The sequence below is a fragment of the Acidovorax sp. GW821-FHT11A03 genome (assembly GCF_058809075.1).
This window is the reverse complement of record NZ_JBXASG010000004.1, coordinates 478,825-504,638: the sequence shown is the minus strand read 5'-3', so window position 1 is coordinate 504,638 and position 25,814 is coordinate 478,825. Positions and strand designations below refer to the sequence as shown.

Annotated in this window: 25 protein-coding genes; 17 read left to right on the top strand and 8 right to left on the bottom strand. The window is 69.5% G+C overall.

Annotated features, from left to right (window positions below; translation table 11 throughout):
• Positions 1-37: 37 nt before the first annotated feature.
• Together rsmG and mnmG are read right to left on the bottom strand one after the other, a co-directional pair.
• A complete protein-coding gene (gene rsmG / locus AC1RVY_RS12705) occupies positions 38-718 on the bottom strand; it encodes a 16S rRNA (guanine(527)-N(7))-methyltransferase RsmG (RefSeq protein ID WP_492806816.1) in 681 nt (226 codons plus the stop codon).
• A 2-nt stretch (positions 719-720) separates the two neighbouring features.
• Positions 721-2,697: a tRNA uridine-5-carboxymethylaminomethyl(34) synthesis enzyme MnmG gene (gene mnmG, locus AC1RVY_RS12700; RefSeq protein ID WP_492806761.1), complete on the bottom strand. Its 1,977-nt coding sequence runs from the start codon at positions 2,695-2,697 to the stop codon at positions 721-723.
• Positions 2,698-2,849: 152 nt separating this feature from the next.
• Here mnmG and AC1RVY_RS12695 point away from each other — a divergent pair, with 152 nt between their 5' ends.
• The 4 genes from AC1RVY_RS12695 (at position 2,850) to AC1RVY_RS12680 (ending at position 5,199) form a co-directional block, all read left to right on the top strand.
• A complete protein-coding gene (locus AC1RVY_RS12695; RefSeq protein ID WP_492806760.1) occupies positions 2,850-3,476 on the top strand; it encodes a Crp/Fnr family transcriptional regulator in 627 nt (208 codons plus the stop codon).
• Positions 3,477-3,619: 143 nt separating this feature from the next.
• Complete coding sequence (locus AC1RVY_RS12690) at positions 3,620-4,144, top strand: anthrone oxygenase family protein (RefSeq protein WP_492806759.1); 525 nt, start codon at positions 3,620-3,622, stop codon at positions 4,142-4,144.
• 88 nt (positions 4,145-4,232) lie between these two features.
• The gene (locus AC1RVY_RS12685) at positions 4,233-4,841 is read left to right on the top strand and encodes an NADPH-dependent FMN reductase (protein ID WP_492806758.1); all 609 of its coding nucleotides are present in this window, start codon (positions 4,233-4,235) and stop codon (positions 4,839-4,841) included.
• A 79-nt stretch (positions 4,842-4,920) separates the two neighbouring features.
• Complete coding sequence (locus tag AC1RVY_RS12680) at positions 4,921-5,199, top strand: YkgJ family cysteine cluster protein (protein ID WP_218296417.1); 279 nt, start codon at positions 4,921-4,923, stop codon at positions 5,197-5,199.
• 30 nt (positions 5,200-5,229) lie between these two features.
• On the opposite strand, the gene AC1RVY_RS12675 is transcribed toward AC1RVY_RS12680, so the two are convergent.
• Positions 5,230-5,598 carry a VOC family protein gene (locus AC1RVY_RS12675; protein WP_492806757.1) on the bottom strand — a complete coding sequence of 123 codons (369 nt, stop codon included), beginning with the start codon at positions 5,596-5,598 and terminating at the stop codon, positions 5,230-5,232.
• A 355-nt stretch (positions 5,599-5,953) separates the two neighbouring features.
• Between AC1RVY_RS12675 and AC1RVY_RS12670 the strand changes: the two genes are divergently transcribed.
• From AC1RVY_RS12670 to gstA, 7 genes are all read left to right on the top strand, one after another.
• Positions 5,954-6,865: an RNA polymerase sigma-70 factor gene (locus AC1RVY_RS12670; protein ID WP_492806756.1), complete on the top strand. Its 912-nt coding sequence runs from the start codon at positions 5,954-5,956 to the stop codon at positions 6,863-6,865.
• A gap of 152 nt (positions 6,866-7,017) precedes the next feature.
• Positions 7,018-7,482 carry a carboxymuconolactone decarboxylase family protein gene (locus AC1RVY_RS12665; RefSeq protein WP_218296414.1) on the top strand — a complete coding sequence of 155 codons (465 nt, stop codon included), beginning with the start codon at positions 7,018-7,020 and terminating at the stop codon, positions 7,480-7,482.
• 201 nt (positions 7,483-7,683) lie between these two features.
• Complete coding sequence (locus AC1RVY_RS12660) at positions 7,684-9,267, top strand: tail fiber domain-containing protein (RefSeq protein WP_492806755.1); 1,584 nt, start codon at positions 7,684-7,686, stop codon at positions 9,265-9,267.
• 13 nt (positions 9,268-9,280) lie between these two features.
• Positions 9,281-11,008 (top strand): tail fiber domain-containing protein, encoded by a 1,728-nt coding sequence (locus AC1RVY_RS12655; protein ID WP_492806754.1) that lies wholly within the window; start codon positions 9,281-9,283, stop codon positions 11,006-11,008.
• Positions 11,005-11,724 (top strand): Ig domain-containing protein, encoded by a 720-nt coding sequence (locus AC1RVY_RS12650; RefSeq protein WP_492806753.1) that lies wholly within the window; start codon positions 11,005-11,007, stop codon positions 11,722-11,724. Before AC1RVY_RS12655 ends, AC1RVY_RS12650 begins: the two co-directional genes overlap by 4 nt.
• 167 nt (positions 11,725-11,891) lie before the next feature.
• A complete protein-coding gene (locus AC1RVY_RS12645) occupies positions 11,892-12,662 on the top strand; it encodes a class II aldolase/adducin family protein (RefSeq protein ID WP_218296410.1) in 771 nt (256 codons plus the stop codon).
• Between the two features lie 103 nt (positions 12,663-12,765).
• Positions 12,766-13,374, top strand: coding sequence for a glutathione transferase GstA (gene gstA, locus AC1RVY_RS12640; protein WP_369640963.1), 609 nt, complete (start codon positions 12,766-12,768; stop codon positions 13,372-13,374).
• A 165-nt stretch (positions 13,375-13,539) separates the two neighbouring features.
• Here the strand turns inward: gstA and AC1RVY_RS12635 are convergent, their stop codons facing one another.
• On the bottom strand, positions 13,540-14,751 hold the full coding sequence (locus AC1RVY_RS12635) for a YbfB/YjiJ family MFS transporter (RefSeq protein WP_369640962.1): 1,212 nt from the start codon (positions 14,749-14,751) through the stop codon (positions 13,540-13,542).
• 169 nt (positions 14,752-14,920) lie between these two features.
• Between AC1RVY_RS12635 and AC1RVY_RS12630 the strand changes: the two genes are divergently transcribed.
• Positions 14,921-16,024 carry an alkene reductase gene (locus tag AC1RVY_RS12630; RefSeq protein WP_218296407.1) on the top strand — a complete coding sequence of 368 codons (1,104 nt, stop codon included), beginning with the start codon at positions 14,921-14,923 and terminating at the stop codon, positions 16,022-16,024.
• 13 nt (positions 16,025-16,037) lie between these two features.
• On the opposite strand, the gene AC1RVY_RS12625 is transcribed toward AC1RVY_RS12630, so the two are convergent.
• The 3 genes from AC1RVY_RS12625 to AC1RVY_RS12615 form a co-directional block, all read right to left on the bottom strand.
• Entirely contained in the window at positions 16,038-16,616 is a 579-nt protein-coding gene (locus AC1RVY_RS12625) for a hemerythrin domain-containing protein (RefSeq protein WP_218296406.1), read from the bottom strand.
• 218 nt (positions 16,617-16,834) lie between these two features.
• Complete coding sequence (locus AC1RVY_RS12620) at positions 16,835-18,490, bottom strand: methyl-accepting chemotaxis protein (RefSeq protein ID WP_492806752.1); 1,656 nt, start codon at positions 18,488-18,490, stop codon at positions 16,835-16,837.
• Positions 18,491-18,602: 112 nt separating this feature from the next.
• A complete protein-coding gene (locus tag AC1RVY_RS12615; RefSeq protein ID WP_218296404.1) occupies positions 18,603-20,879 on the bottom strand; it encodes a heavy metal translocating P-type ATPase in 2,277 nt (758 codons plus the stop codon).
• A gap of 194 nt (positions 20,880-21,073) precedes the next feature.
• On the opposite strand from AC1RVY_RS12615, the gene AC1RVY_RS12610 reads away from it, so the two are divergent.
• The 3 genes from AC1RVY_RS12610 to cueR all read left to right on the top strand — a co-directional run bounded on the left by AC1RVY_RS12610 (position 21,074) and on the right by cueR (position 23,122).
• The gene (locus tag AC1RVY_RS12610; RefSeq protein ID WP_492806751.1) at positions 21,074-22,201 is read left to right on the top strand and encodes a flavodoxin family protein; all 1,128 of its coding nucleotides are present in this window, start codon (positions 21,074-21,076) and stop codon (positions 22,199-22,201) included.
• A gap of 259 nt (positions 22,202-22,460) precedes the next feature.
• Positions 22,461-22,634 carry a heavy-metal-associated domain-containing protein gene (locus AC1RVY_RS12605; RefSeq protein WP_492246188.1) on the top strand — a complete coding sequence of 58 codons (174 nt, stop codon included), beginning with the start codon at positions 22,461-22,463 and terminating at the stop codon, positions 22,632-22,634.
• Positions 22,631-23,122, top strand: coding sequence for a Cu(I)-responsive transcriptional regulator (gene cueR / locus AC1RVY_RS12600; protein WP_304505091.1), 492 nt, complete (start codon positions 22,631-22,633; stop codon positions 23,120-23,122). Before AC1RVY_RS12605 ends, cueR begins: the two co-directional genes overlap by 4 nt.
• A gap of 28 nt (positions 23,123-23,150) precedes the next feature.
• Here the strand turns inward: cueR and AC1RVY_RS12595 are convergent, their stop codons facing one another.
• Positions 23,151-23,909, bottom strand: coding sequence for a TetR/AcrR family transcriptional regulator (locus AC1RVY_RS12595; protein WP_218339295.1), 759 nt, complete (start codon positions 23,907-23,909; stop codon positions 23,151-23,153).
• A 150-nt stretch (positions 23,910-24,059) separates the two neighbouring features.
• On the opposite strand from AC1RVY_RS12595, the gene AC1RVY_RS12590 reads away from it, so the two are divergent.
• Positions 24,060-24,932, top strand: a complete 873-nt coding sequence (locus tag AC1RVY_RS12590) for an ABC transporter ATP-binding protein (protein WP_218296400.1) — start codon at positions 24,060-24,062, stop codon at positions 24,930-24,932.
• Positions 24,929-25,810, top strand: coding sequence for a branched-chain amino acid ABC transporter permease (locus tag AC1RVY_RS12585; protein ID WP_492806750.1), 882 nt, complete (start codon positions 24,929-24,931; stop codon positions 25,808-25,810). Before AC1RVY_RS12590 ends, AC1RVY_RS12585 begins: the two co-directional genes overlap by 4 nt.
• Positions 25,811-25,814 lie beyond the last annotated feature (4 nt).

The window sequence follows — 25,814 nt, the reverse complement described above, 5'->3', positions numbered from 1 at the left end:
CGCATGTCAGCAGCCGGCAAACCCGTCCCAAAAAACCTCAGGCGGGCTTCAACCAGATGATGCAGCGCTCGGCCTCCAGGCCCGGGACGGTCAGTGGTTCCACGTGAAACACCGACGCACCGGCGGGCAGGGCTGCGATCTCGTCCTCTGGGTGCTTGCCCTTCATGGCCAGCCACACGCCGTGGGGCGCGGCCAGCGCACCCTGCGACCAGGTCACGAAGTCGGGCAGCGAAGCAAACGCACGGCAGCTGATGATGTCGAACGGCGTCGTCAGTGTCTCCACGCGCGCATGCACCCCATGCAGGTTGCGCAGCTTCAAGGACACCGCCGCTTGCTGGATGAACGCCGCCTTCTTGCCCACCGTGTCCACGCAGCTCACATCCACCGCCGGGCAGCAGATGGCGAACACCACACCGGGCAGCCCGCCGCCCGAGCCGACATCCAGCAGGCGCACCGAGCCCGCTGCCAGGGCCTGTTGCTCCAGGGTGGCGACGTGCCGGCGCAGCGGTGCCACCGCCGCCAGGCTGTCGAGCAAATGGTGCGTCATCATCTCGTGCGGGTCGCGCACCGAGGTCAGGTTGTAGACCTTGTTCCACTTCTGCAGCAGGGCCAGAAATTCCATCAGCTGGCTGACCTGGTCATCGCCCAGGCCCAGGCCCAGGGCATCTGCACCCGCCTGCAACTGGCTGCGCAATGCGTCGTTGTGGGGTACGGTCATCGTCATGCCGCCACTTCGCCTTCAGCCTTGGACGGGGCGACGGCAAATTCCTTGAAGCCACCCTTCTTCAGATGCACCATCAACAGCGAGATCGCCGCCGGCGTGATGCCCGTGATGCGCGATGCGTGGCCCAGGGTCTCGGGCCGGTGGCGGCTGAGCACCTGGCGCGCCTCGATGCTCAGGGCCGTGACCTGCATGTAGTCCAGGTCGGGCGGCAGGCGCAGTTTCTCGAAGTGCGCGGCGCGTTCCACCTCGCCCTTCTGGCGGTCGATGTAGCCCGAATACTTGGCCGCAATCTCCACCTGCTCCACCACGGGCTCGCTCAAGGGCCCCAGCGTTTCACGTGAAACCTCGCTGGAAACGTACTTGCCGCCGTCCATGGACACCAGGCTGGCGTAGTTCACATCCGGGCGGCGCAACAGCTCGAACAGGTTGTATTCGTGCTCGATGCTCTTGCCCAGCACGCGCTCCGACTCGGCCGCGGGCAGGTTGCGCGGGTTCACCCAGGTGGCTTTCAGACGCTCTGTTTCACGTGAAACCGCATCGCGCTTGCGGCTGAACGCATCCCAGCGCGCATCGTCCACCAGGCCCATGCGGCGCCCTGCTTCGGTCAGGCGCATGTCGGCGTTGTCCTCGCGCAGCTGCAGACGGAACTCGGCCCGGCTGGTGAACATGCGGTAGGGCTCGGTCACCCCCTTGGTGATCAGGTCGTCCACCAGCACGCCCAGGTAGGCCTCGTCGCGGCCGGGCAGCCAGGCGGCTTCGCCCCGGCACTGCAGCGCGGCGTTGATGCCGGCGAACAGGCCCTGCGCCGCCGCCTCTTCGTAGCCCGTGGTGCCGTTGATCTGCCCGGCGAAGAACAGGCCCTGGATCTGCCGCGTCTCGAAGCTGCTCTTGAGCGAGCGCGGGTCGAAGTAGTCGTATTCGATGGCATAGCCAGGGCGCAGGATGTGCGCGTTCTCCAGGCCGGGCATGCTGCGCACCAGGTCGTACTGGATGTCGAACGGCAGGCTGGTGCTGATGCCGTTGGGGTAGTACTCGTGTGTGGTCAGGCCTTCGGGTTCCAGGAAGATCTGGTGGCTGTCCTTGTCGGCAAAGCGGTTGATCTTGTCCTCCACGCTCGGGCAGTAGCGCGGGCCCACGCCCTCGATCTTGCCGGTGAACATGGGGCTGCGGTCAAAGCCGCTGCGGATGATCTCGTGCGTGCGCTCGTTGGTGTGGGTGATCCAGCAGGGCACCTGCTGGGGGTGCATCTGCGCGTTGCCCATGAAGCTGAACACGGGCACGGTGCCCTCGTTCACGCCACCGGGCATGCCGTCGCCGGGCTGCTCGGTGCACTTCGAAAAATCGATGCTGCGCCCGTCGATGCGCGGTGGCGTGCCGGTCTTCAGGCGCCCCTGGGGCAGCTTCAGCTCCTTGAGGCGCGCCGACAGCGACACGGCGGGCGGGTCCCCGGCCCGGCCGGCCGCGTAGTTGTTCAGCCCCACATGGATCTTGCCGTCCAGGAACGTCCCGGCCGTGAGCACCACCGTCCGGCTGCGAAAGCGGATGCCCACCTGCGTGACGGCGCCCACCACCCGGTCGCCCTCCACCATCAGATCGTCCACCGCCTGCTGGAACAGCCACAGATTGGGCTGGTTCTCCAGCATGCGGCGGATGGCGGCCTTGTAGAGGATGCGGTCGGCCTGGGCGCGCGTGGCCCGCACGGCGGGGCCCTTGCTGCTGTTGAGAATGCGGAACTGGATGCCGCCCTCGTCCGTGGCCAGCGCCATGGCGCCGCCCAGCGCGTCCACCTCCTTCACCAGGTGGCCCTTGCCGATGCCGCCGATGCTGGGGTTGCAGCTCATCTGCCCCAGCGTCTCGATGTTGTGCGTGAGCAGCAGCGTCTTGCTGCCCATGCGCGCGGCGGCCAGCGCGGCCTCGGTGCCCGCATGGCCACCGCCGACAACGATCACATCAAATTCCTGGGGATACAACATGGGGGACACTCCGGGGCCTGGCGGGCCCGATAATCAAAACACCCGGTAGCACAGGGGCACCCTACCCAAGGCGCCGCACACCGGCCCTGCTGGTGGTGGGCGCGCCCGGCGCCCCAGCAGGCAACCCGCGATTTTCCCACTTTGCGCAGGCCGTGTCTGTTTCCAACCCCCTCACCCTCTTCCTGACCGAGTTGCTTGGCGCCCCGCCCCCGGCCGTGGAAGCCTGGTGGGCACGCGCCGAACGGCGCGTGCTGGAGCGTGGCCAGCCATTGCTGCGGGCAGGCGAATACTGGCGGCACCTGTGGTGGGTGGAGCGCGGCGCCCTGCGGCTGTTTTACCTGGACCGCGACGGAGCAGAGTCCAACAAGAACTTCTTTCTGGACGGCGCCCTGTGCTGGCCCATCACCCCCACACTGCGCCAGCAGCCGGTGATGTTTCACGTGGAACCATTGGAAGACAGCGTGGTGTGGGCGCTGCCCTTGCCCACCGATTCCAGCCGCCCCCTGCCCGGCGCGGGCTGGGCACCGTGGGCCGCGCTGGAGCACCGGGTGCTCTGCGCCCTGCTCGACGGCAAGATGCAGCGCGAGCAGGAATTTCTCCAGCTCAGCGCCCGCCAGCGCTACGCCCGTTTGCTGGAGCAGCATCCGCAATGGGCCGAGCGCATCGCCCTCAAGCACCTGGCGTCGTACCTGGGCGTGACCGATGTCTCGCTGTCGCGCCTGCGCAGCGAGATGGGGCTTAGAGCGGCTAACAAAACTCAGCGTAGCGGCCCTGGCTAGGCGTTCCGTCGCAGGCAGTACAAGCGGTACGACAAGACGGAACAACGACGCCAGGGGAGTTTTGTGAGCCGCTCTTATCAAAGGATAAGGCACTGGGGGCGGCTTACCGGCAGAGTGCGGGCATCACCCCCACCAGCCCGCCCATGACCACCGCCCAACACCCCAGCAACGCGCCGCCCCCGCTCTCCCTGATCCCCCACGCCCTCGCCGTGCTGTGGCTCGGCCTCATGGCCGGGTTCTTCGGCACCTACAGCGCCAACATCAACCTGGCCCTGCTGCAGATGGACGGCGCCATCTACGCCACCGTGCAATCGGCCTTCAATCGCAACGTGCGGCACGCGCTGTTCTTTGTGCTGTTCTTTGGCCCGCCGCTGTGGTGCGGGCTGGCCCTGGCCACGGCCTGGCGTGACCACCGCGCGCCATGGTGGCGCCTGCTGGCCGGGGTGGGCGTGGCCTACCTGCTGGGCATCGTGTTCTTCACCCAGCAGGTCAACCTGCCGCTCAACCACACCACCGAAGCCTGGAACCCCCAGGCCCTGCCCGCCGGCTGGGCCCAGGTGCGCGACCGGTGGAACGCCGCCAACCTGTGGCGCGCGCTGCTCAGCCTGGGTTGTTTCATGGCGGCGCTGGGGTCGCTGGTGGGGCGGATTGCGGGTCGCCGCACGTAGCCGCACTGGCGCAGCGCCACGCACCGGCTTCCCGGCTTCCCGGCTTGCAGGAATCCTGCCACGCGCCTGTGCTCCAATCGCAGGCACCATGCCCCACACACCTTCCCTCCTGATCTTCGCCGGCAGCACGCGCCAGCAGTCCTTCAACCGCAAACTGGCCCACGCCACCGCCACCATCGCACGCGACGCGGGCGCCACGGTCACGCTGCTGGAGCTGTCGGACTTCGACATCCCGCTGTACAACGCCGACCTCGAAGCCCAGGGCACACCGGCGGACGTGATCCGGCTCAAGGAGATCCTGTGGCAGCACCCCGCCTGGGTCATCTGCTCGCCCGAGTACAACGGCAGCTACACCGCCCTGCTCAAGAACACCATCGACTGGGCCTCCAGCCCCGTCAAGGGCCACCCGGACTGGCAAGACGGCGGCAAGAGTTTTCGCGGCAAGGTCGTGGGCATGCTCAGCGCCTCGCCCGGCGCCCTGGGCGGCCTGCGCTCGCAAAGCCACCTGGCGCCCCTGCTCATCAACGCCGAATGCTGGCTGGCACCCAAGGCGTTTGCGCTGGGCTCGGCCGGCAGCGCATTCGACGACAGCGGCGCCCTCATCCAGCAAGCCCACCGCGACCGCGTGCGCGCCGTGGTCGACCAGGTGCTGTGGGCATCCAGCTGCCTGCACGGCGATGCTGCCGCTGGCCAGTGAACGCCAAAATTTGAATCAAATTGGCCTCTAGCGCTTTATTCATAAGCGCTAGCAGCTATATAAATAATAGCATCCACCCATGAACTGCCGCCCCGGCTGCGGCGCCTGCTGCACCGCCCCCTCCATCAGCTCGCCCATCCCGGGCATGCCCCAGGGCAAACCGGCGGGGGTGCGGTGCATTCAGCTGGGGGACGGTGCGCGCTGCCTCATTTTTGGGCAACCCGAGCGGCCGGCGGTGTGCGGGGGGCTGATGCCGTCGGCCGAGATGTGTGGCACCAGCACGGAGCAGGCCATGGGTTTCCTGGCGCGGCTGGAGCGGCTGACGGAGCCCGGGAGCGTGGGCGAACCGGCGGGGTGACCGGCGGTCCTCCCGATGGGTCCGCGCCCGCTACTTCATCGAGTGCAGCCCGACCTTGTTGCCCTCGGTGTCCATGAAGTGGGCAAAGAAGCCGAAGTCGTTGCCAATCTCCGTCTTCGGCACCACCACCGCCCCGCCCGCCGGCTCCACGCGCGCCAGCAGGGGGGCCAGGTCCTCGCCGCCATTGAGGTACACCATCGTCCCGTTCTGCGAGGGTACGCTGCCCTCCGCCTGCACGAGGGCACCGCCCACGGCGGCGGGGTCGGAGGACAACATCCCCATTTTGGTCGGGCCCATTTCCATGGGCGCAATGGTGATGCCCAGCACCGTCTCGTAGAAAGTCTTGGCGCGGGTGAAGTCGGTCACGGGGATCTCGAACCAGTTCAATGCATGGGCCATGCTGCGCTCCTTGGGTTGCGGGATGGAAACCCGCACTGTGAACCATCGCGCAGCCCGGCGCAATGACGGCCCGGCCAGGCCGCCGCAGGCCTTTCCGCGGGCCGTCCCTTCCCTGTCACGGGCCCCGCACGGGGGTTGCCTGCGCACGCCCGGTTGCGTACAACACGGTCATTCCTCCCAGCCTTCGGCTCTGCTCAAAAATGCCTCCAGCGCTTTACCGACAAGCGCCAATAGCTATCAAAATAAAAGCAACCAGGGCCGCCCTGTCACACCACCGCTGCCTCCAACGTCTGTGCAGGACCACGGAACAGTCTTCCCACACGCTCCTGCCTGCCGCACGCCACCCGACACCGCCATGACCACGAACCCCGCACCCACCGCCACCGACCCCTTCACCACCCTGCGCCCCCGCCTGTTCGGCATTGCCTACCGCATGCTGGGCGTGCGCGCCGATGCCGAGGACGTACTGCAGGACGCCTGGCTGCGCTGGAGCCGCCAGGATGTGGCCGTGCTGCAATCGGCCGAGGCCTGGCTGGTGACGGTGGTCACGCGGCTGGCCATCGACCGGCTGCGCGCGCTGAAGGCCGAGCGCGAGGCCTACGTGGGCTGGTGGCTCCCCGAGCCGCTGGTGGAGCTGCACCACGGCGACGCACCGCACCACCACGACACCCCCGAGGCGGCCGCCGAGCTGGCGGGCGAGCTGTCGGTGGCATTCATGTACGTGCTGGAGCGCCTGGGGCCGGAGGAGCGCGCGGCCTTTTTGCTGCGCCAGGTGTTCGACTACGACTACCCCGAGATCGCCGCGCAGCTGGGCAAGAGCGAGGCCAGCTGCCGCCAGATGGTGCACCGTGCCAGCGAGCGCGTGCAGCAGGCGCGCACCCGGTTCGAGGTGCCGCAGGCCGTGCACCACCAGCTGCTGCAGCGCTTCATGCGGGCCGCCCAAAGCGGCGACCGCAACGCCATCGAGGCGCTGCTCAGCGAAGACGCGCAGCTGATTGGCGACGGCGGCGGCAAGGTGCCATCCTTTCCCAAGCCGCTGGTGGGGCCGTTCCGCATCGCCAACCTGTACTGGGCGCAGTTCCGCCGCCTGGGCGCGTTGGTGGTCTACCGCATGGCGCTCCTCAACGGCGAACCCGGCCTGCTGCGCTACGTGGACGGCCGCATCGAATCGGCGCAGGCGTTCGTGACGGACGGCGAGCGCATTGTGGCCATCTATGCCGTGCGCAACCCGGACAAGTTGGCGGGCATCCCGGACACGCTGGGGTGACGTGCTGAGGTTTTTTCGGGGCACCGTGTCACAGCGGCAGACCCGGCCACGTCTAACCAGTATGAAAGGCAGCAGCAGCAGCAACACCACCGCAGCCTTCATGCCCGACGTTTTTACCCCGGACCATTGCCATTCACATCCAAGGACCCGCCATGCCATCGACCACCCAACACACCGCCCGCCTGCCCTATCACAAGCTGTCTTCCAAGGCCTTCATGGGCCTGGTGAGCCTGTCGGAAACCCTCAAGAAGGGACCACTGGGCGCGCGCCTGGCCGAACTCGTCTTCCTGCGCGTCTCACAGATCAACGGCTGCGCGTACTGCATGGACATGCACTGGACCTACCTGGTCAAGGACGGCATGGAGCCGCGCCACCTGAACGCCGTGGCCGGCTGGCGCGAGGCGCCGTTCTTCGGCGAGCGTGAACGCGCCGCCCTGCGCTGGGCCGAGATCATCACCGCCACGCCCCACAGCGATGCGAGCGACGAGGAATTCGCGAAGCTGCAGGCGGTGTTCAACGAGACCGAAATCTCCGAACTGGGCTTTGCGATTGCCGTGATCAACGCCTGGAACCTGGTGAACGCCGGGATGCGCGCCCCGATCCCGGAAGCGGGCTGAAGCGTCCTCCCACGCGCCGCAGGGGCGGGCCTGGCGCGCGGGAGAGGGTTTCGGCCCCCACAACCCCTCTCCCGTGCGCAACTGCGGATTGACGCCGCAGTCCCGGTCGCTCAAACTCAAGTGTTTCCATGGGTAACTGGTGTCGCAAAGATGCCTTACCGGCCTTCCCGTGCGCTTCCACCCGCTTTTGAGACCACCGCCATGAACTTCCTGCACCGAACCGCGATGGCCCTGATGGCGAGCCTCGTCGGCGCCACCTGCGCCGCGCAGGCTCCCGCTGCGTCCATCACCACGACACGCCAGAGCGAGCGCATCACCTGGACCGCCAACGAACCCCACGGCGCGGGCAAGTTGCGGCTGGCACGCCCCGACGGCACCGTCAGCGACATGGCGTTCCCACGCGCCCCGATCGTGCTCGAGCCCCAGCGGGCGGGCCTGGCCGACGGACGCTATTTCTATGAGCTGAGCCTGGATCCCCCGCTCGTCATGGACCCCGCGCTGGCCCAGGCCACCCTGCACCAGCGCATCGTTTCCGGCTCCTTTGTCGTGGCCCAGGGCCAGCTGGTGGTCGGCGGCGCCGAGTCCAGCGCGCCCGTACCGCGCCCCAAGTCGGCGGCCACCACGTTCTCCACCAAGGACCAGTTGCTTGCGGACGACCTGATCGTGCAGGGCAGCGTGTGCGCGGGCCTCGACTGCGTCAACAACGAGAACTTCGGTTTTGACACGGTGCGGCTCAAGGGAGCCAATCCCATCATCCATTTCCAGGACACGAGCAATAGCCCGTTTCCCACCAACGACTGGCGGATCAAGGCCAACGACACCGCCTCGGGCGGCGCCTCCTACCTCGCCATCGAGGATGCGACCTCCGGCAACCAGGTCTTCACCGTCAGTGCCGGGGCCCCCACCAACAGCCTCTACGTCAGCTCCGGCGGCGACCTGGGCCTGCGCACCGCCACGCCGGTGCTGGACGTGCACGCCCTGACGGGCGACACGCCCGGGGTCCGCCTGGAACAGACCTCGGCGGGCGGCTTCACGGCGCAGACCTGGGACATCGCTTCCAACGAGGCCAACTTCTTCGTGCGCGACCTCACAGGCGGCTCGCGCCTGCCGCTGCGCATCCGCCCTGGAGCGCCCACCAGCAGCCTGGACATTGCCGCATCGGGCAACGTCGGCCTGGGCACCGCATCGCCGTCCGCCGCGCTGCATGTGCTGCGCAACGACGGCACCGCCCAGGTCCTGGTGCAGGAGACCAACAGCACAGCCGCCCCGCGCACCCTGCTGAACCTGGCCAACAACGGCCCCGCCACGCTGCGCTTCACCACGGCACCGGCCACCGGCTGGGACATGACCTCCGGCACGGCCCTCACCCTGGCCACGCAGGGCGCGGGCACACCGCAGTTCACGCTGGCCGCCAACGGCAACCTGGCCATCACCGGCACGCTGAGCACCGGCTCCAGCCGCACGCTCAAGACGGGCATCGAACCCGTCAACGGCACCACCCTGCTGGAAAAAGTGCTGAGCCTGCCGCTCTACCACTGGCGCTACAAGTCCAGCCCCGCGCAGGAGCGCCACGTCGGCCCCATGGCCGAGGACTTCCGCAAGATCTTCCAGCTCGGGCAGGACGACAGGAGCCTAGCCCCCGGCGACCTCGCGGGCGTGACCCTGGGCGCCGTGCAGGCGCTGGCCCGCAAGGTGACCGAACGCGAAGCCGACATCGCCGCGATCAGGGCCCGCATCTCCCTGCTCGAAGCGCAGATGGCGGCCCCCGCCAAGCCCGCGCGCTAAGAGGGTGCCAGCCATGCCACACCACCCCAACGCCTTCCTGGACAGGCCGCAGCCGCGCGCCACGGCCTTGCTGATGATGGCCACCGCGCTCGCAGCGTTGCTGCTGTGCCAGAGCGTGCAGGCACAACAACCAGGCGACGCCGCCGGTGCCGCCGCGATCACGTCCCGCCTGCAGGCCCAGCGGCTGGAATGGACCCCCGCCGCGCCCCATGGCCGCGCCGTGCTGCGCATCGCGCGCGACGGCGGCATGCCCCAGGACTTCGCGCTGCGCAGCCCGCTGGTGTTCTCGCTGCAGGACACCCCCCTGCCCGACGGGCACTACACCTACGAGCTGACGCTCGCCCCCACCACCAGCGCCGTGCGGCACGACGACGCCACGGCGGCCCTGGTCCCGTCCGCACCCTCGGGCGCCGGCGGTGCCATGCTCAGCGGCAGCGTGTCCGTGGCGGGCGGCGCTTTCGTGCTGCCACCGCAGGTGCCGCCCCGGGGCGAGGTCGGCGCGGCAGACAGCGGCAGCGACAGCGCCACTACGCCCTCCACCCGCTCCACCCTGGCCAGCGCAAGCACGCGCATGGTGGCCAAGGACCAGCTGGTCAGCGACGACCACATCATCCAGGGCAGCGTCTGCGCGGGATTTGACTGCGCCATCAACGAGGGCTTTGGCGACGACACCCTGCGGCTGAAGGAAAACAACCTGCGTATCGGGTTTCAGGACACCCGCGTTGCACCGTTTCCCAGCAATGACTGGACGCTGGTCGCCAATGACAGTGCCAGCGGTGGGGCCAGCTTCATGGGCATCGAGGATGTCACGGGTGCCAAGTTCCCCGTGCGCTGGCTGGCCGGAGCGCCGGCCAACAGCCTGTACGTGAGCCCGCAGGGTCGCGTGGGGATACGCACGGCCGTGCCCGTGCTGGACCTGCATGTGGTGTCCACCGACACGCCGGGGTTGCGGCAGGAGCAGAGCAACGTCAGCGGCTTCACGGCCCAGACCTGGGACATTGCCGGCAACGAGGCCAATTTCTTCGTGCGCGACGTCACGGGCGGCTCGCGCCTGCCTCTGCGCATCCGCCCCGGGGCTCCACACTCCAGCCTCGACATCGCCGGCAATGGCAACGTCGGCATGGGGACTCCGCGTCCCATGGCATCCCTGACCCTGCGGCGCGCCGACGGCTCCGGCAGCCTGCTGGTCGACAACACGGCGGGCGCTGCCTTGGCCCCGCGCGTGCAGATGGAACTGCAGAACAACGGCGCCATCGCCGCGCGCCTTGCGCACGGCACCGGCACGGCGTACTGGACCCAGCATGCCACCGCCACCGCCGTGGGCCTGGCCCCCAGCGGCAGCGGCAGCAACGCGCTGTCGGTGCAGTCGAATGGCGGCCTGATGGTGGCCGGCACGCTCAGCCAGGGCTCCAGCCGCACGCTCAAGCACGACATCACCGCTGCACCGGTCCACGCGATCCTGGGCGAGGTGGCGCAACTGCCGCTGTATGCGTGGCGCTACCTGAGCGACCTCAACGCCAGCCTGCACCTGGGCCCCATGGCCGAAGACGTGCACCACCGCTTCAAGGTGGGCGAAAGCCCCCGTACGCTCGCGCCCAGCGATGTCGCCGGCCTCGCGGCCGCCACGGTCCAGGCCCTGCACCAGAAGCTGGCCGCCAAGGATGAGGAACTCCTGGCCCTGGCGGAACGCCTTTCGGCCCTGGAGCAGCAGCTTGCGCGCAAGCGCGGAGGCGCGCGATGATGGCCCGTGCAGCGCGGGCTGCAGCCACCTGGTGCCGGCACCTCCTCGCGGGAGCGGGCGCCGCCGGCCTGCTGCTGTGGGGTGCAGCAGCAGGCGCCCAGAGCATCAACGTCACACCTTCCACCATTCCCGTGCCGGTGCAGGGCGTGCCCTACAGCGTGACCTTCGTGGGCAGCAATGGTGTGGCGCCGTACCAGTTCCTGGTCAGCACCGGCATGCTGCCCGCCGGCCTGAGCCTGTCGGCCGGGGGCGCCCTCACGGGCACCCCCACCACCGCGGCGGCCTACAGCTTCACCATCACGGTGTCCGACTTCCTGGGCCGCGAGCTGGACCTGACAGGCACCGGCGCCGTGGCCAGTGCGCTGGTCATCACCCCGCCACCCGTGCTGGTGCCTGGCACGCCGTACAGCGGGCAGATCACGGTGGCGGGTGGAACCGGCCCCTACACGTTCGCGGTGAGTTCCGGCAGCCTGCCGCCCGGCATGTCCCTGAGCGCCAGCGGCGTGCTGAGCGGAACCCCCACCACCCCCGGCAGCTATTCGCTGGTGGTCGTGGTCACGGATTCCAACGGCCTGTCGTCGACGCTCACGTTGAACATCACCGTGGCCGGAGCGGCCCAGATTCCCGTGGATGCCCCCTGGGCGCTGGCCATCGCGGCACTGGGACTCGGTTGGCTGGGGCGGCGCCAGATCCGGCGGCAGCGACACCTGCGCTGACGATGCTGCACGGAAAAAGGCTCCGCATGCGGGGCCTTTGCCTTCCTGAAGGGAAAACGCGCACGCAAAGCGATCCATGGGGGCCGTGTGTAGCCTGCCTGACAGTCCCGCGCCCCGCATCGTTCTACATTGGGGTCTCCCACCATCCCCAACGCGGAGACAAGCCCATGCTCAACATCCCTTCCCTGCAAGACAGCGTCAGCCCCGAAGAATGGCAGCTGCGCTGCGACCTGGCTGCCTGCTACCGGCTCGTGGCGCTGTACGGCTGGAGCGACCTGGTTTTTACCCACATCAGCGCCAAGCTGCCCGAGTCGGTGTCCGGCCCGGAGCACCACTTCCTCATCAACCCCTACGGCCTCATGTTCGACGAGATCACCGCGTCGAGCCTCATCAAGGTGGACATGCAGTGCAACAAGCTGCACGACTCGCCCTTTCCCGTGAACCCGGCGGGCTTCGTGATCCACAGCGCCGTGCACGAGGCCCGGCCCGAGGCGGGGTGCGTGCTGCACACCCACACGCGCGCCGGCGTGGCCGTGAGCGCGCAACAGGGCGGCGTGCTGCCCATCAGCCAGCAGAGCACCTTCGTGCTGGGCTCGCTGGCGTACCACGAGTACGAGGGCGTGGCCTTTCGCGACGAGGAAAAGCCGCGCCTGCAGGCCGACCTGGGCGAGGCCAACTTCCTCATGCTGCGCAACCACGGCCTGCTCACCGTGGGCAGGACGATCGCCGATGCCTTCCTGTCGATGTACACCTTCGAGAACACCTGCCGCATCCAGATCGACGCGCAGGCCGGCGGCGCGCTGACCTCGGTGAACCCGCAGATCGTGAGCGGCGTGGCCCAGGCCATGCGGGTGCAGACAGGCGGGCTGGGCGGTGCGTTTGCATGGCCCGCGCTGCTGCGCAAGGTGCAGCGCGACATGCCCGGCCACGACGTCTGAGGCGCCGTGGCGCGAGGGGGCGCGGGGCCGTGCCCCCGTGCCAGCAGAAAGACGGTGCAGCGCATAGCATCGGAGGGTTCCCACTTTTCACGAGGATCCGTCCATGAAGCTCTACTACTCCCCCGGCGCCTGCTCGCTCTCCCCGCACATCGCACTGCACGAGGCCGGCCTGGCCTACACGCCCGTGCTGGCCAGCACCAAGACGCACAAGCTGCAGGACGGCTCCGACTACTACGGCATCAACCCGCTGGGCTATGTGCCGATGCTGGAACTGGACGACGGCACGCGGCTGCGCGAAGGCCCCGCCATCGTGCAATACATCGCCGACCAGGTGCCCCTCAAGATGCTGGCCCCCCAGAACGGCACGCTGCAGCGCTACCGCCTGCAGGAATGGCTCACCTTCATCGGCATGGAACTGCACCGCGGCTTCACCCCGCTCTTCAATCCCGCCACGCCCGAGGAATACAAGGTGATGGCGCGCGACAGGCTGCTGCAGCGTCTGCAGTGGGTGGACGGCCAGCTCGCCGGCAAGCAGTACGTCATGGGCGACCACTTCACCGTGGCCGACGGCTACCTGTTCACCGTGCAAGGCTGGCACAAGCCCACCGGCATCGATATCTCCAGCCTGGCCAACCTGCAGGCCTACGCCGCCCGCGTGGCGGCCCGCCCCGCCGTGCAGGCCGCCATGAAGGTGGAAGGCCTGCTGAAATAGGGACACCCCCCTGAGGCGCTGCGCGCCTTCCCCCCGCTCTCGCTACGCGGGCAGGGGGACAACGCCCTCGCTGCGGGGCGGCCCTTGCTCGGCGTTCCTGGCCTAGGCCGCGCCAGTATCGATTGGGAGCGCCTAGCGCGGCGCACGGCCAAAACTCCAGATGCGCTAGAGCGGCTTCTGCCGCCACGCCACCAGCGCCCCCAACCACAGCGCGCAGGCCGAGAACACCAGCCCGCGCGCGAGGCCTCCCGGGCCATCGGCGATCCAGCCCACCACCGTGGGCCCCACGATCTGCCCGGCGGCGAACACAATGGTGAAGGCGCTGATGCCGCTGGCCCACAGCACCTGTGGCAGGTTGTGCCGCACCAGGGCGGTGGTCGATGCCACCACCGACAGGAACACGCCGCCAAACAGCAGGCCCGAGGCCAGCACCACCGGCCAGGCCGACGTCAGCGCGGGCAGCACGGTGGCCACGCCCAGCAACCCGTTGAGCAGGCCCAGCGCCTGGCCGCCACGGCTGCGGTCCAGCAGCCCCGCCCAGATGCGCGACGACAGCACCACCGCCAGCCCCAGCAGCGCATAGAACCAGGTCACCGCCGTGCCGCTGGCGCCTTGCTCGCGCAGCAGCGCCACGACGAAGGTCATGTAGCCGATGTAGCCCACGCCGAACAGGCCGTAGCCCAGCAGCGCGGGCGCCAGCGCACGCCAGCGCACCCGGGCGGGCGGCGGCACCACATTGAAGGCCCGGGGGGCATCCGCGGGCACCGCCAGCCCGCGCAGCACACGCGCGGGCCACCACAGGGCCGCCGTCGCGGCCATGCAGGCCAGCGCCAGCGCCCACCAGGCCCACGTCCAGGCATGCGGGGACGGCGCCGCCGCCAGCACGGCGGGCACGAGCACGGCCGACAGGCTGATGCCCCAGCCCGTGCCCCCGTAGTACAGCCCCAGCAGCAGGCCGCTGCGCCCCGGCTCCTGCGCCCCCAGGCGCGCGGCGAGCAGGCCGCCGGCAATGAACACGAGCGCGCTCGCCCCGCCGGCCAGCAGGCGCTGCAGCAGGAGCGGCACCGCCTCGGTGAAAAAACCGCTGAGCCCCATGAACACGGTGGCCAGCACCGCGCCGGCCAGCAGCACGGCCCCCGGTGCGGCACGCCGCAGCAGCCAGGGCGTGGCCAGCGCGCCGACCAGATAGCCCAGCGCATTCACGGTGTTCATCGCGCCCGCGAGGGTGTAGGACCAGCCCAGGTCCTCCCGCATGGGCGGCAGCAGCAGCGCGTACGCAAAGCGCGTGATGCCGAGCGACACCGCCGCCCCCATCGACAGCGCCACGGCCAGCCACAGCGCGGGCACGGGGCGGGGGGAAGGATGGCGGGGCGGCATGGCGTTTGATTCTGCCCCAGGCCGCGCCAGCGCCCCGCACACCGCCGGCCAGCCCCGGATAGCACAAAACCAGAGCCCTTGTTGACGCATGTGCGCTGCACGTTTTGCGCTGCAGCATTAACCTTCCGGGATTGATCGATTGTGTGCAACCCGTTTTTGAAAGCCCCGCATGCCTTTTCTGTCCGACCCCGTCCAAGCCGGTGACCTGCAGCTGGCCAACCGCATCGCCATGGCACCGCTCACGCGCAACCGCTCGCCCAACGCCGTGCCCACCGACCTCGTGGCCACCTACTACACGCAGCGCGCCAGCGCCGGCCTGCTGATTTCCGAGGCCACCGCCATCAGCCACCAGGGACAGGGCTACGCCGACGTGCCCGGCCTGTATGCGCCCGAGCAGATCGCCGGCTGGAAGAAGGTCACTTCGTCCGTGCACGCGGCGGGCGGCAAGATCGTGGTGCAGCTGTGGCATGTGGGCCGTGTCTCGCACACCGACCTGCAGCCGGGCCATGCCGCGCCCGTGGCCCCGTCGGCGATCCAGGCCAAGACCAAGACCGTGCTCATCAAGGACGGCGTGCCCACGTTCACCCAGACCTCGGAGCCCCGCGCGCTCGAGATCGCCGAGATCCCCGGCATCGTGGCCGACTACCGCCGTGCCGCCCGCGCTGCCATCGAGGCCGGCTTCGATGGCGTGGAGGTGCACGCCGCCAACGGCTACCTGATCGACCAGTTCCTCAAGACCAGCGCCAACCACCGCACCGACGCCTATGGCGGCAGCATCGAGAACCGCGCCCGGCTGCTGGTCGAAGTGGTCACCGCCATCACGCAGGAAATCGGTGCCGGCCGCACGGGCATCCGCCTGTCGCCCGTGACGCCCGCCAACGACGTGGTGGACGCGGACCCGCAGCCCCTGTTTGACTACGTGGTGCGCCAGCTCGGCCCGCTGGGCCTTTCCTACATCCACGTGATCGAGGGTGCGACCGGCGGCCCGCGCGAACTGCCCGACCGCCCCTTCGACTACGCGGCCCTGAAGGCGGCCTACCGCGCGGCCGGCGGCCAGGGCGCGTGGATGGTGAACAACGCCTACGACAAGGCGCTGGCGGAAACCGCGCTCGCGAACGGCGCGGACATCGTGGCCTTTGGCCGGCCGTTCATCGCCAACCCCGACCTCGTGCAGCGCCTGGAGCGCGGCGCGCCCCTGAACGAGGTCAACCGCGCCACGCTGTACGGCGGCGGCGCGGAGGGCTACACCGACTACCCCGCCCTGTCGGCCTGAGGGGGGCGCGCCGTCAGCCCAGCCCGATCGGGCTGGGCGCCCGCATCACGATGCGCGTGAACAGGCGATCGTAGGCGGGGTCCCGCGCCTGGCCGGGCGCCAGCGGGTTGGTATTGCCGGCAAACGCCGCATCGATTGCGGCCCAGTCGCCAGGCTGCAGGCATGCCTGGGCCGCTGGCAAGACCACGGTTTCCTCCAGGCGCATGTGCTCCAGGTAGAAAGCGACATAGCGCCGCAGGGCCTCGGAAAAGGTGTCGCGGCGCGCCTCGCCCATCAGCTCCCAGCCCAGCAGCAGATGCTGCAGCTCGCGCACGGCGGCCTCGCCGCCCGCGTGTTCGCGCTCCAGTTGCGCGATGGCGCCGGCCGCCTCCGGCGAACGCTCGGCCACCTTCGGGAACAGCCATTGCGATTCCTTCGGGTGGTGCTGGCGTTCGGGGAATTCGTCGATGTAGAACAGCATGGCCCGCATCACGTCGAAGAACGCGGCGGGCTCGTCGCCCGGCCCCTGGTCCAGCATCAGGCGCAAGGAATGCAGCACGGCCGCAAGCGACGCATGCTCTTCGTGGATGGTCCGCAGGCTGATCGACGGCATGGCAGTGCTCCCCAGGTCACAAGGCCTCCAGATTGCCATGCAGGCGCCCGCCCGCGCATGACGCAGGTCAACAAACCGTCGGGGACCGGGTGCGCATCGCGCGGCCGGTGCGCCTGCGGCCGCCGCACGCCGGGCATGAAAAAGCCCTGCATGCGCACCCGCCCGCAGGGCCCATTCCGGGTGTGATGGCGCGCGGGCGCCACCGGTTCAATCCATCATCAGCGCGCGAGCAGTGCCCTGGAAGACTCCCCGGCGAGCGCCTGGTGCTGCGGCGCCTCCACGGGTGCGTGGTGGGCGGCGTGGAGCATGGCGTCGGCCAGGCGGAACTGCTGCACCACCTGCGACAGGCGCGCGGCCTGTTCGCGCATGGACTCGGCCGCCGCCGCGGACTCCTCCACCAGCGCCGCGTTCTGCTGCGTCATGCGGTCGATCTCGCCCACCGACTGGTTCACCTGGCCGATGCCGGCCGACTGCTCCGACGCCGCCGCCGTGATCTCGCCGATGATGTCGCCCACGCGCTGCACGCTGGCCACGATTTCCTTCATGGCCGTGCCCGCATCCTCCACGTGGCGCACGCCCCCGTCCACGGCCGTCACGCTGCTGTGGATCAGGCCCTTGATGTCGCTGGCCGCCGCCGCCGAGCGCTGGGCCAGGCTGCGGACCTCGCTGGCCACCACGGCAAAGCCCCGCCCCTGCTCACCGGCGCGCGCGGCTTCCACGGCGGCGTTCAGCGCGAGGATGTTGGTCTGGAAGGCGATGGAATCGATCAGGCCGATGATGTCGCCGATCTTGCGGCTGGAGGCCGAAATCTCCTGCATGCTGGAGACGGCCTGCTGCACCACCGAGCCGCCGCGCGTCGCGGTGCTGGAGGCCGATGCCGCCAGCTGGTTGGCCATCTGCGACGACGACGCGGTCTGCTGCACCGTCGAGGTGAGCTGCGAGAGCGAAGCCACCGCTTCCTGGGCATTGCTCGCCGTCTGCTCCGTGCGTTGCGAGAGGTCCTGGTTGCCCATGGCGATCTCCTGGCTGGCCGTGGCGATGTTGCCGCTGGCGTCCCGCACCTGCGCCACGAGCGCGCCCAGGCCCTGCTGCATGTCGCGCAGCGCGCGCTGCAGGTCGGCCACTTCGTCCTTGCCTTCGGCGGCAATGTTCTGGGACAGGTCACCCCCGGCAATGGCCTGCGCCATGCGGCGCGCCTCTTCAAGCGGGTGGCAGATCGAGTTCATGTTCATCAGCGTGGTGGGCACCACCACCACCACGGTGATCACCACGGCCAGGACGAAGAGCCACTTGGTCTCGCTGGACACCCGGCCCTGCTGTTCGACCGACTTGGCCACTTCGGCCCGCAGCACGGTGTCGAGCTCTCCCACCAGCTTGTCGGCCTGGTCGAACTCGGCCACGGCCTTGCCGCTCATGCGGTTGGCAATCGTGGCGGTGTCGTAGCCGCTGGCTTCCAGCTGCCGGGCCACATGGGCAAACAGCTCGCGGTAGCTGTCCAGCCTGGCGATGATGTTGCGCACCACCACGTTGTCCGCGTCGTCCTCGCCCTCCAGGAACTTCGCGGCGATCTTCTTGGCCTTGTCCTGGCTGGCCAGCCACTTGTCGTGCGCGGCCTTCACGGCTTCCGGCTTCTCGTAGCCAATGATCATGTCCTTCTCGTACTGGCGGACGGAGCCCATCTCGCCGCGCAGCTCCGCCATGTAGCCCACCTTGGCGAAGGAGTTGTCCATGAAGTTCTGGCTCATGTCATGGATGCGGAACATGCCCAGCATGCCCGCGCCGCCCAGCAGGCCCAGCAGGCCCAGCACCACCGCGATGGCCCCCAGCATGCGCATTCGGATGGTGAACTGCCGCATGAACGAGAAGAGATTCATGATGTGTCGTCCTTTTATGGGTATGGAGGGGCCGCGCCTGCATTCGAAGCCGCCGGCCTGCAACAAAGCGTTGCAGTTTGCCAGACATCGATGACCGCACTGTACGTATTTATCACATGCGCCAGCGCTTCAGTAAGAGGGCATTCGCCATCACGCTGACCGAGCTCAAGGCCATGGCCGCCCCTGCCACCACGGGGCTCAGGTAGCCCATCGCCGCCAGAGGAATCCCGGCCACGTTGTACGCGAACGCCCAGAACAGGTTCTGGCGGATCTTCATCACCGTGCGGTGGGAGATGTCGAGCGCCGCGGCCACCAGCATCGGGTCGCCCCGCATCAGCGTGATGCCCGCCGCATGCATGGCCACGTCCGTGCCGTTGCCCATGGCCATGCCCACATCGGCCGCCGCCAGCGCCGGGGCGTCGTTCACGCCGTCGCCCACCATCGCGACAATACGGCCCCCGCGCCGCGCCGCTGCGCCGGGTCGCTGCCCTCCGGGAGGGACTTCTTCGCTACCCCGTTGCAACGCAGCCACCCTGGCGGCCTTGTCACCCGGCAATACCTCGGCCATCACCTCACCCGCGTCGGGGTCCAGCCCCAGGCGCCGGGCCATGGCCTCGGCCGCTCCCCGGTTGTCGCCCGAGATCATCACGGTGCGGATGCCACGCGCCTTCAGCGCCGCCAGCGCCGCGCGCGCGCCGGGCTTGGGCTCGTCGCCAAAGGCCATCAAGGCACGCAAGACATAGCGTGCGCCGCTCGCCCCTTCGGTCGCACGCTGGGCCACGGCCGACACGGTGGCGCCCTCGTCCTGCAGCGCCCGGGCGCGCGCCGCCAGGGGGCCCATCTCCACGCCCAGTTCCTGCATCCAGCGCAGGCTGCCCACCAGGTAGCGCTGCCCGGCCACATCGCCCTCGGTGCCGCGACCGGGCACGGCGCGCACATCCTGCACCGCCGCCACGCGGACCTGCCGCTCGCCCGCGGCCGCCACCACGGCGCGTGCAAGCGGGTGTTCGCTGCCGCTTTGCACCGCCACCACCGCGGCCATCACGGCCGCGTCGTCCAGGCCGGGCACCACCTCGAACGCCGTCAGCCGGGGCTGGCCCACGGTCAGCGTGCCCGTCTTGTCGAAGGCCACCGTGTCCACCTTGTGGGCCAGCTCCAGCGCCTGCGCGTCCTTGATCAAAATGCCGTTCCTGGCCGCCACCCCCGTGCCCGCCATGATGGCCGCCGGCGTGGCCAGGCCCAGCGCACAGGGGCAGGCGATCACCATCACGGCCACGGCGTGGATCAGCGCGGCCTCGATGCCCACGCCCATCCACAGCCAGCCCAGCAGCGTGGCCAGGGCCACCACCAGCACCACGGGCACGAACACGGCCGACACCTGGTCCACCAGCCGCTGGATGGGCGCCTTGGCCGCCTGGGCGTCTTCCACCAGCCGGATGATCTGGGACAGCACCGTCTCGGCCCCCACCGCGGTCACGGCCATCACGATGCGGCCGTCGCCGTTGATCGAGCCGCCCGTCAGCGCCGCCCCCACATCGCGGGCCACCGGCAGGGGCTCGCCGGTCAGCATGGATTCGTCCACCTGCGTGTGGCCCTCGTGCACAGTGCCGTCCACCGGGATGCGCTCACCCGGCCGCACCACCAGCTGGTCGCCCACCAGCACCTCGGCCACGGGCACGTCCACCTCGCCCTCCCTGCCCAGGAGGTGCACCAGGTCCGGCCGCAGGGCATGCAGCGCGCGGATGGCGGCCGTGGTCTGGCGCTTGGCGCGCGCCTCCAGCCACTTGCCCAGCAGCACCAGCGTGACCACCACGGCAGAGGCTTCGAAGTACAGGTGCGGCGCATGGCCTTCATGGGCCGTGAGCCACAGCCACACCGACAGGCCCCAGCCCGCGCTGGTGCCCAGGGCCACCAGCAGGTCCATGTTGCCCGCCAGGGCCTTCACCGCATGCCAGCCCGCCTTATAGAAGCGCGCACCCAGGACGAACTGCACCGGCGTGGCCAGCGCGAACTGCACCCAGGCCGGGAGCATCCAGTGCAGGCCGAACAGCTCCCCCAGCATGGGCAGCACCAGCGGGGCCGACAGCAGCAGGCCGATGCCCACCGGCAGAAAGCCCGCCCAGGGCGACAGATCCTCGGGCGCCTCGGCCGGCCCCGCGGCGCGCGGCTCATAGCCCGCATTGCGCACGGCGCGGCGCAGCAGCGCCTCCATGGCCTCGGCGTCTGCGGTGGCCGCGCCCGGTGCCCAGGCCACGCGGGCCGACTCGGTGGCGAGGTTCACGGTGGCATCCTGCACGCCGGGCACCTTGCGCAGCGCCCGCTCCACGCGCGCCACGCAGCTGGCACAGGTCATGCCGCCGATGCCCAGATCCAGGGGCGGGAAAGCCATGGGCGTGGCGGAAGGACCGGCGGGAGAGGGAAGGTGTTGTATGGCCATGGGGAGCACGGTACACCTTGACATGATGGCAAGGTCAAGCACCTCGGCAGGCCCCGGCCCGGCACACTGCCGATCACCCGCCGCCGACAGCCCACACGGCGCCTTGTCCGATACGCAGCCCCACGGGCTGGTGATCGAATGGTCGCATGACGACACGCTCCACGCCCCACGCTCCTCCCCCCGCCGCTGCCGCGGCTGCGGCGCCGCAGCCGCGCACTGGCCAGGCCCCCGCGCCCCTGGACCGCGCGGCCTTCCGCGAGCGGTTCCTGCAGGACTTCCAGGACCCGCGCTTCGCCAGCGAGGCGGCCGACGCCATCGACCGCATCGAGGCCATCGCCTGGCGCAACTACGACGAGGGCCGCAAGACGCCGCGCACCCGCAAGGCCGGCCCGGGCCATGCCGACCCGGACTACGACCTGTCGGTGGACTGGATCGAGGCCAAGGAGCGCATCGACGCCGCGCGCACCCGCTGGGCCGACCCGGCCTCGCCGCCGCGCGCCCTGCTCGTGTGCGGCTCGGCCCGCAACGATGGCACCTGCCCCGGCGAAATCTCCAAGAGCTGGCGCCTGCTGCACGCGGCGCGCGAGGCCCTGGCGGACGCCGGGGTCGAGGTGGACACGCTGGACCTGAGCCGCGTCACCTCGGACTACGGGCGCCACATCCACCCCTGCAAGGGCTGTGTCTCCACCGCCATGCCGCTGTGCCACTTTCCGTGCAGCTGCTACCCCAACCACGCCATGCGCCAGACCGGCGACTGGATGAACGAGATCTACGAGCGCTGGACCGCCGCGCACGGCGTGATGATCCTCACCCCCGTGTACTGGTACCAGGCACCGAGCCCCCTCAAGCTCATGATCGACCGCCTGGTGTGCGCCGACGGCGGCAACCCCGACCCCACCAGCACCCACGGCAAGAAGGCCGCCGAAGCCAAGGCGCTGGAACTGGCGGGCTGGGACTACCCCAAGCACCTGGCCGGGCGCGCCTATGCGCTGGCGGTGCACGGCGACGTGGCCGGCATTGAGAGCACGCGCCGGGGCCTGTCGGACTGGCTGGACTGGATGGGCCTCATCGACGCCGGCCCCGCCGCGCGGCTGGACCGCTACATCGGCTACTACGAAAGCTACGCCGACAGCCATGCCGCGCTGGACCGGGACACCGCCGTGCAGGACGAGGTGCGCGGCGCCGCCCAGGCGCTGGCCGTGGCCATCACCGCGCTGCGCGCCGGCCGCCTGGTGCAGCCCGACGCAGGCGTGCGCAGGCCACGGCCCAAATAGGATTCGGTCAAAATTCCGCCGTGGCGCTTGTCCATATTGCGCAAGCAGCTATATTTTTAATAGCAAACAGAGGAAAATTCCCCGCACCCACCAAGCCCATGCCCCGGGGGGCTTGACCTTGCCATGATGTGAAGGTTTACGCTGCAGGTGTTCAAGCACTTTATCGGCACAGGAGCCCGCCATGACATCCACTTCCCCGATCTCTTCCCCGTCGCCTTCTCCTTCTTCTTCTTCCACGCAGCTCTTCACCGTGCAGGGCATGACCTGCGGCCACTGCGAGCGTGCCGTCACGCAGGCCGTGCGAGGGGTGGACCCGGATGCCACCGTGCGCATCGACCGCGGCACGGGGCGCGTGGAAGTGGGCAACACCGACGCGGACCGCGCGGCCCTGGCCAGCGCCATCGCCGAAGAAGGCTACGCGGTCGCGCCATGACGGCCACCCCCGGCGCACCGGCCCGCCACCGCGCAGAGCCCGCGCTGCCGGGCCGGCCGCTGTCCATCGGAGAAGCGGCGCGCAGCGCGGGCATCTCCGCCCGCATGGTGCGCCACTACGAGTCGCTGGGCCTGCTGTCCGCCGTGGCCCGCACCGACAGCGGCTACCGCCAGTACACCGAGGCGGACGTGCACACGCTGCACTTCATCCGCCGCAGCCGCGACCTGGGCTTCTCGATGGAGGAGATCGCCGAGCTGCTCGCCCTGTGGCACGACCGCAGCCGCGCCAGCAGCCAGGTCAAGCGCATCGCCCAGGCGCACATCGACGACCTGAGCGAGCGCATTGCCGCCATGCAGGCCATGCAGCGCACGCTGAAAACGCTGGTGTCGTGCTGCCAGGGCAATGACCGGCCGGACTGCCCGATCCTCGACGACCTGGCGGCAGCGCCCGGCACACCGCCCGCCCCCAGGCCCGCGCGCCCGGATTGAGGCACAGCCCTCGCGGCGAGGCGCTCGTTCAGGCCTTGGACGCCCGGGCGGCGGGCGCAGCCCTGCCCTTGGCCACGGCAGGGGTGCCGGCCTTGCGCGCCGCACGCTTCGCAGCCGGCGGCGGGGGTACGTCCGCGCGGCGCAGCACCCCCTGGCACAGCGTTTCGATGCACTGCCCCGCCACCTGCTCGGCCGTGTACTCGCCGCCGGGCTGGTACCAGCGCCCGATCCAGCTGAGCGCGCCCGCGATCACGAAGGCCGTCATCTTCGGGTCGCAAGGCTGCAGCGATCCTTCCTCCACCCCCTCGGCCACGAGGCGGCGGAATTCCTGGTCGATGGCGGACTTCAGGCGGCGCAGCTCCTTGCGGCTCTCCGGCGGCAGCTGCTCGTCGCCCACGCGGATCAGGCACTTGCCGAAGTCCATGGTGACGATGCGCGCATACACCTGCATGCAGGTCATGAGCTGGTCGATGGCCTTGCCCCCGGCCGCGCGCGAGGCATCGATGCCCTCGAGCATCATTTCGAGGCCCTTGCTCACGCACTGCAGCAGGATCTCGTCCTTGTTCTTCACGTAGTAGTACAGCGTGGGCTTGGTCACGTTCAGCCGCGCGGCGATGTCGTCGAGCGAGGTGGCATGAAACCCGCGTTCGTTGAACAGCTGCGCGGCCGCCTGCAGCACGGCATTGCGCTTGGCCTCGCGCTGCTGTTCGCGGTGGGACGCGGGCGCCCAGGGAGACGCAGGCGGGCGGTCGGCACTGCGGGGGGGCGACACGGTGGGGCTGGGCATGGCGGGCTGGTTCCTCGGGAAAGTACGGATGCTGGTTTGGCGCGGGGCCTTCCAGAATCTACTCACGAGTAAACAGTTTACGCACAAGTAGGAAATTTCTGCAGGCCCGCAGGAATTTTCTGGTCAGCACAAACCCGCATTAGAAAGCCAATGGAGACACACCCACCCGGCATTCCCCCCGCCAGCGCGCCGCCCCTGCTGCAGGTCGATGGTGTCACGCTGGCCTTCGGCGGGGTCAAGGCGCTCACCGGCGTGGGCTTTGGCGTGCAGGCCGGCTCCATCACCGCCGTGATCGGGCCCAACGGTGCGGGCAAGACCTCGCTGTTCAACACCATCTCGGGCTTCTACCGCCCGGGCAGCGGCGCCATCCGTTTCAAGGGCCAGGACATCACGCGGGTGCCGGCACCGCAGCGCGCCCGGCTGGGCCTGGGGCGCAGCTTCCAGAACATCGCGCTGTTTCGCGGCATGACGGTGCTCGACAACATCAAGCTCGGGCGGCATGCGCACCTCAAGACCAATGTGCTCGACGCGCTGCTCTACGTGGGCCGCGCACGCCGCGAAGAGGCCGCCCTGCGTGCCGACATCGAGGAGCGCATCATCGACTTCCTGGAGATCGACCACATCCGCCATGCGCCCGTCTCGGCCCTGCCCTACGGCCTGCAAAAGCGCGTGGAGATGGCCCGTGCCCTGGCCATGCAGCCCGAGGTACTGATGCTCGACGAGCCCGTGGCCGGCATGAACCGCGAGGAGACCGAGGACATGGCGCGCTTCATCCTCGACGTGCGCGCCGAGTGGGGTGTCACCGTGCTCATGGTCGAGCACGACATGGGCATGGTGATGGACCTGTCGGACCACGTGGTGGTGCTCAACTTCGGCCAGGTCATCGCCCAGGGCACGCCGGGGGAGGTGCAGGCCAACCCCGAGGTGATCCGCGCCTACCTGGGCTCGGGCGACGTGGGCGACCTGCGTGCCCGGTTCCAGGCCGCTGCCACCGCCGCGCCAATGCAGGGGGCCCCGGCATGATGGACTGGGCCTACCTCTTCGAAATCAGCCTCACCGGCATCTCCGGCGGTGGCCTCTATGCGCTGGCGGCGCTGGCCTTCGTGATGGTCTACAAGGCCACGCGCGTGGTGAACATCGCCATCGGCGAGATGCTCATGGTCGGCGCCTACCTGTTCTTCACCTTCGCCGCCACCTTCGCGCTGCCGCTGTGGCTGGCCATTCCGGCGGCGGTGCTCGGCTCGGGCCTCTTGGGCGCGGTGATCGAGCGCACCATGATCCGCCCGCTGCTGGGCGAGCCGCCGATCTCCGTCTTCATGGTCACCGTGGGTTTGGCCTCGGTGCTCGTGGGCCTGGTGGAGATGATCTGGACGGCCGATCAGCGCCGCCTGCCCGAGTTCATGCCGACCAAGCCGATCATGATCGGCGAGGCCTTCCTCGCACCCAAGGTGTTCTGGGGCGCCATGATCGCCGTGGCCTTCATCGCCGCGGTGCTGCTGGTGTTCCGCTTCTGGCGCGGCGGCGTGGCCCTGCGCGCCACGGCCAGCGACCAGGCCGCCGCCTACTCGGTGGGCATCAACGTGCCGCGCGTGTTCTCGCTGGCCTGGGTGGCCTCGGCCATGATCGCCGCGGTCTCCGGGATCATCGTCGGCTCCATCGGCGGCATCTCGTCGAGCATGGGCGTGTTCGGCCTGTCGGTGCTGGTGGTGGTCATCGTGGGCGGGCTCGACAGCGTGCTCGGCGCCCTCGTCGGCGGCCTGCTCATCGGCCTCATCGAAGCGCTGGCTGGCGCCTACCTGGGCGGCGAGTACAAGCTGCTGGCCACCTTCATCGTGCTCGTGGCCGTGCTGCTGGTGCGACCCTATGGCCTGTTCGGCACGCACGAAATAGAACGTCTGTAAGGCA

Coding starts and splice junctions, on each gene's coding strand:
- rsmG (WP_492806816.1), bottom strand. CDS start 718: ATGACCGTACCCCACAACGACGCATTGCGCAGCCAGTTGCAGGCGGGT.
- mnmG (WP_492806761.1), bottom strand. CDS start 2,697: ATGTTGTATCCCCAGGAATTTGATGTGATCGTTGTCGGCGGTGGCCAT.
- AC1RVY_RS12690 (WP_492806759.1), top strand. CDS start 3,620: ATGACCACCGCCCAACACCCCAGCAACGCGCCGCCCCCGCTCTCCCTG.
- AC1RVY_RS12685 (WP_492806758.1), top strand. CDS start 4,233: ATGCCCCACACACCTTCCCTCCTGATCTTCGCCGGCAGCACGCGCCAG.
- AC1RVY_RS12680 (WP_218296417.1), top strand. CDS start 4,921: ATGAACTGCCGCCCCGGCTGCGGCGCCTGCTGCACCGCCCCCTCCATC.
- AC1RVY_RS12675 (WP_492806757.1), bottom strand. CDS start 5,598: ATGGCCCATGCATTGAACTGGTTCGAGATCCCCGTGACCGACTTCACC.
- AC1RVY_RS12670 (WP_492806756.1), top strand. CDS start 5,954: ATGACCACGAACCCCGCACCCACCGCCACCGACCCCTTCACCACCCTG.
- AC1RVY_RS12665 (WP_218296414.1), top strand. CDS start 7,018: ATGCCATCGACCACCCAACACACCGCCCGCCTGCCCTATCACAAGCTG.
- AC1RVY_RS12660 (WP_492806755.1), top strand. CDS start 7,684: ATGAACTTCCTGCACCGAACCGCGATGGCCCTGATGGCGAGCCTCGTC.
- AC1RVY_RS12655 (WP_492806754.1), top strand. CDS start 9,281: ATGCCACACCACCCCAACGCCTTCCTGGACAGGCCGCAGCCGCGCGCC.
- AC1RVY_RS12650 (WP_492806753.1), top strand. CDS start 11,005: ATGATGGCCCGTGCAGCGCGGGCTGCAGCCACCTGGTGCCGGCACCTC.
- AC1RVY_RS12645 (WP_218296410.1), top strand. CDS start 11,892: ATGCTCAACATCCCTTCCCTGCAAGACAGCGTCAGCCCCGAAGAATGG.
- gstA (WP_369640963.1), top strand. CDS start 12,766: ATGAAGCTCTACTACTCCCCCGGCGCCTGCTCGCTCTCCCCGCACATC.
- AC1RVY_RS12635 (WP_369640962.1), bottom strand. CDS start 14,751: ATGCCGCCCCGCCATCCTTCCCCCCGCCCCGTGCCCGCGCTGTGGCTG.
- AC1RVY_RS12630 (WP_218296407.1), top strand. CDS start 14,921: ATGCCTTTTCTGTCCGACCCCGTCCAAGCCGGTGACCTGCAGCTGGCC.
- AC1RVY_RS12625 (WP_218296406.1), bottom strand. CDS start 16,616: ATGCCGTCGATCAGCCTGCGGACCATCCACGAAGAGCATGCGTCGCTT.
- AC1RVY_RS12620 (WP_492806752.1), bottom strand. CDS start 18,490: ATGAATCTCTTCTCGTTCATGCGGCAGTTCACCATCCGAATGCGCATG.
- AC1RVY_RS12615 (WP_218296404.1), bottom strand. CDS start 20,879: ATGGCTTTCCCGCCCCTGGATCTGGGCATCGGCGGCATGACCTGTGCC.
- AC1RVY_RS12610 (WP_492806751.1), top strand. CDS start 21,074: ATGACGACACGCTCCACGCCCCACGCTCCTCCCCCCGCCGCTGCCGCG.
- AC1RVY_RS12605 (WP_492246188.1), top strand. CDS start 22,461: ATGACCTGCGGCCACTGCGAGCGTGCCGTCACGCAGGCCGTGCGAGGG.
- cueR (WP_304505091.1), top strand. CDS start 22,631: ATGACGGCCACCCCCGGCGCACCGGCCCGCCACCGCGCAGAGCCCGCG.
- AC1RVY_RS12595 (WP_218339295.1), bottom strand. CDS start 23,909: ATGCCCAGCCCCACCGTGTCGCCCCCCCGCAGTGCCGACCGCCCGCCT.
- AC1RVY_RS12590 (WP_218296400.1), top strand. CDS start 24,060: ATGGAGACACACCCACCCGGCATTCCCCCCGCCAGCGCGCCGCCCCTG.
- AC1RVY_RS12585 (WP_492806750.1), top strand. CDS start 24,929: ATGATGGACTGGGCCTACCTCTTCGAAATCAGCCTCACCGGCATCTCC.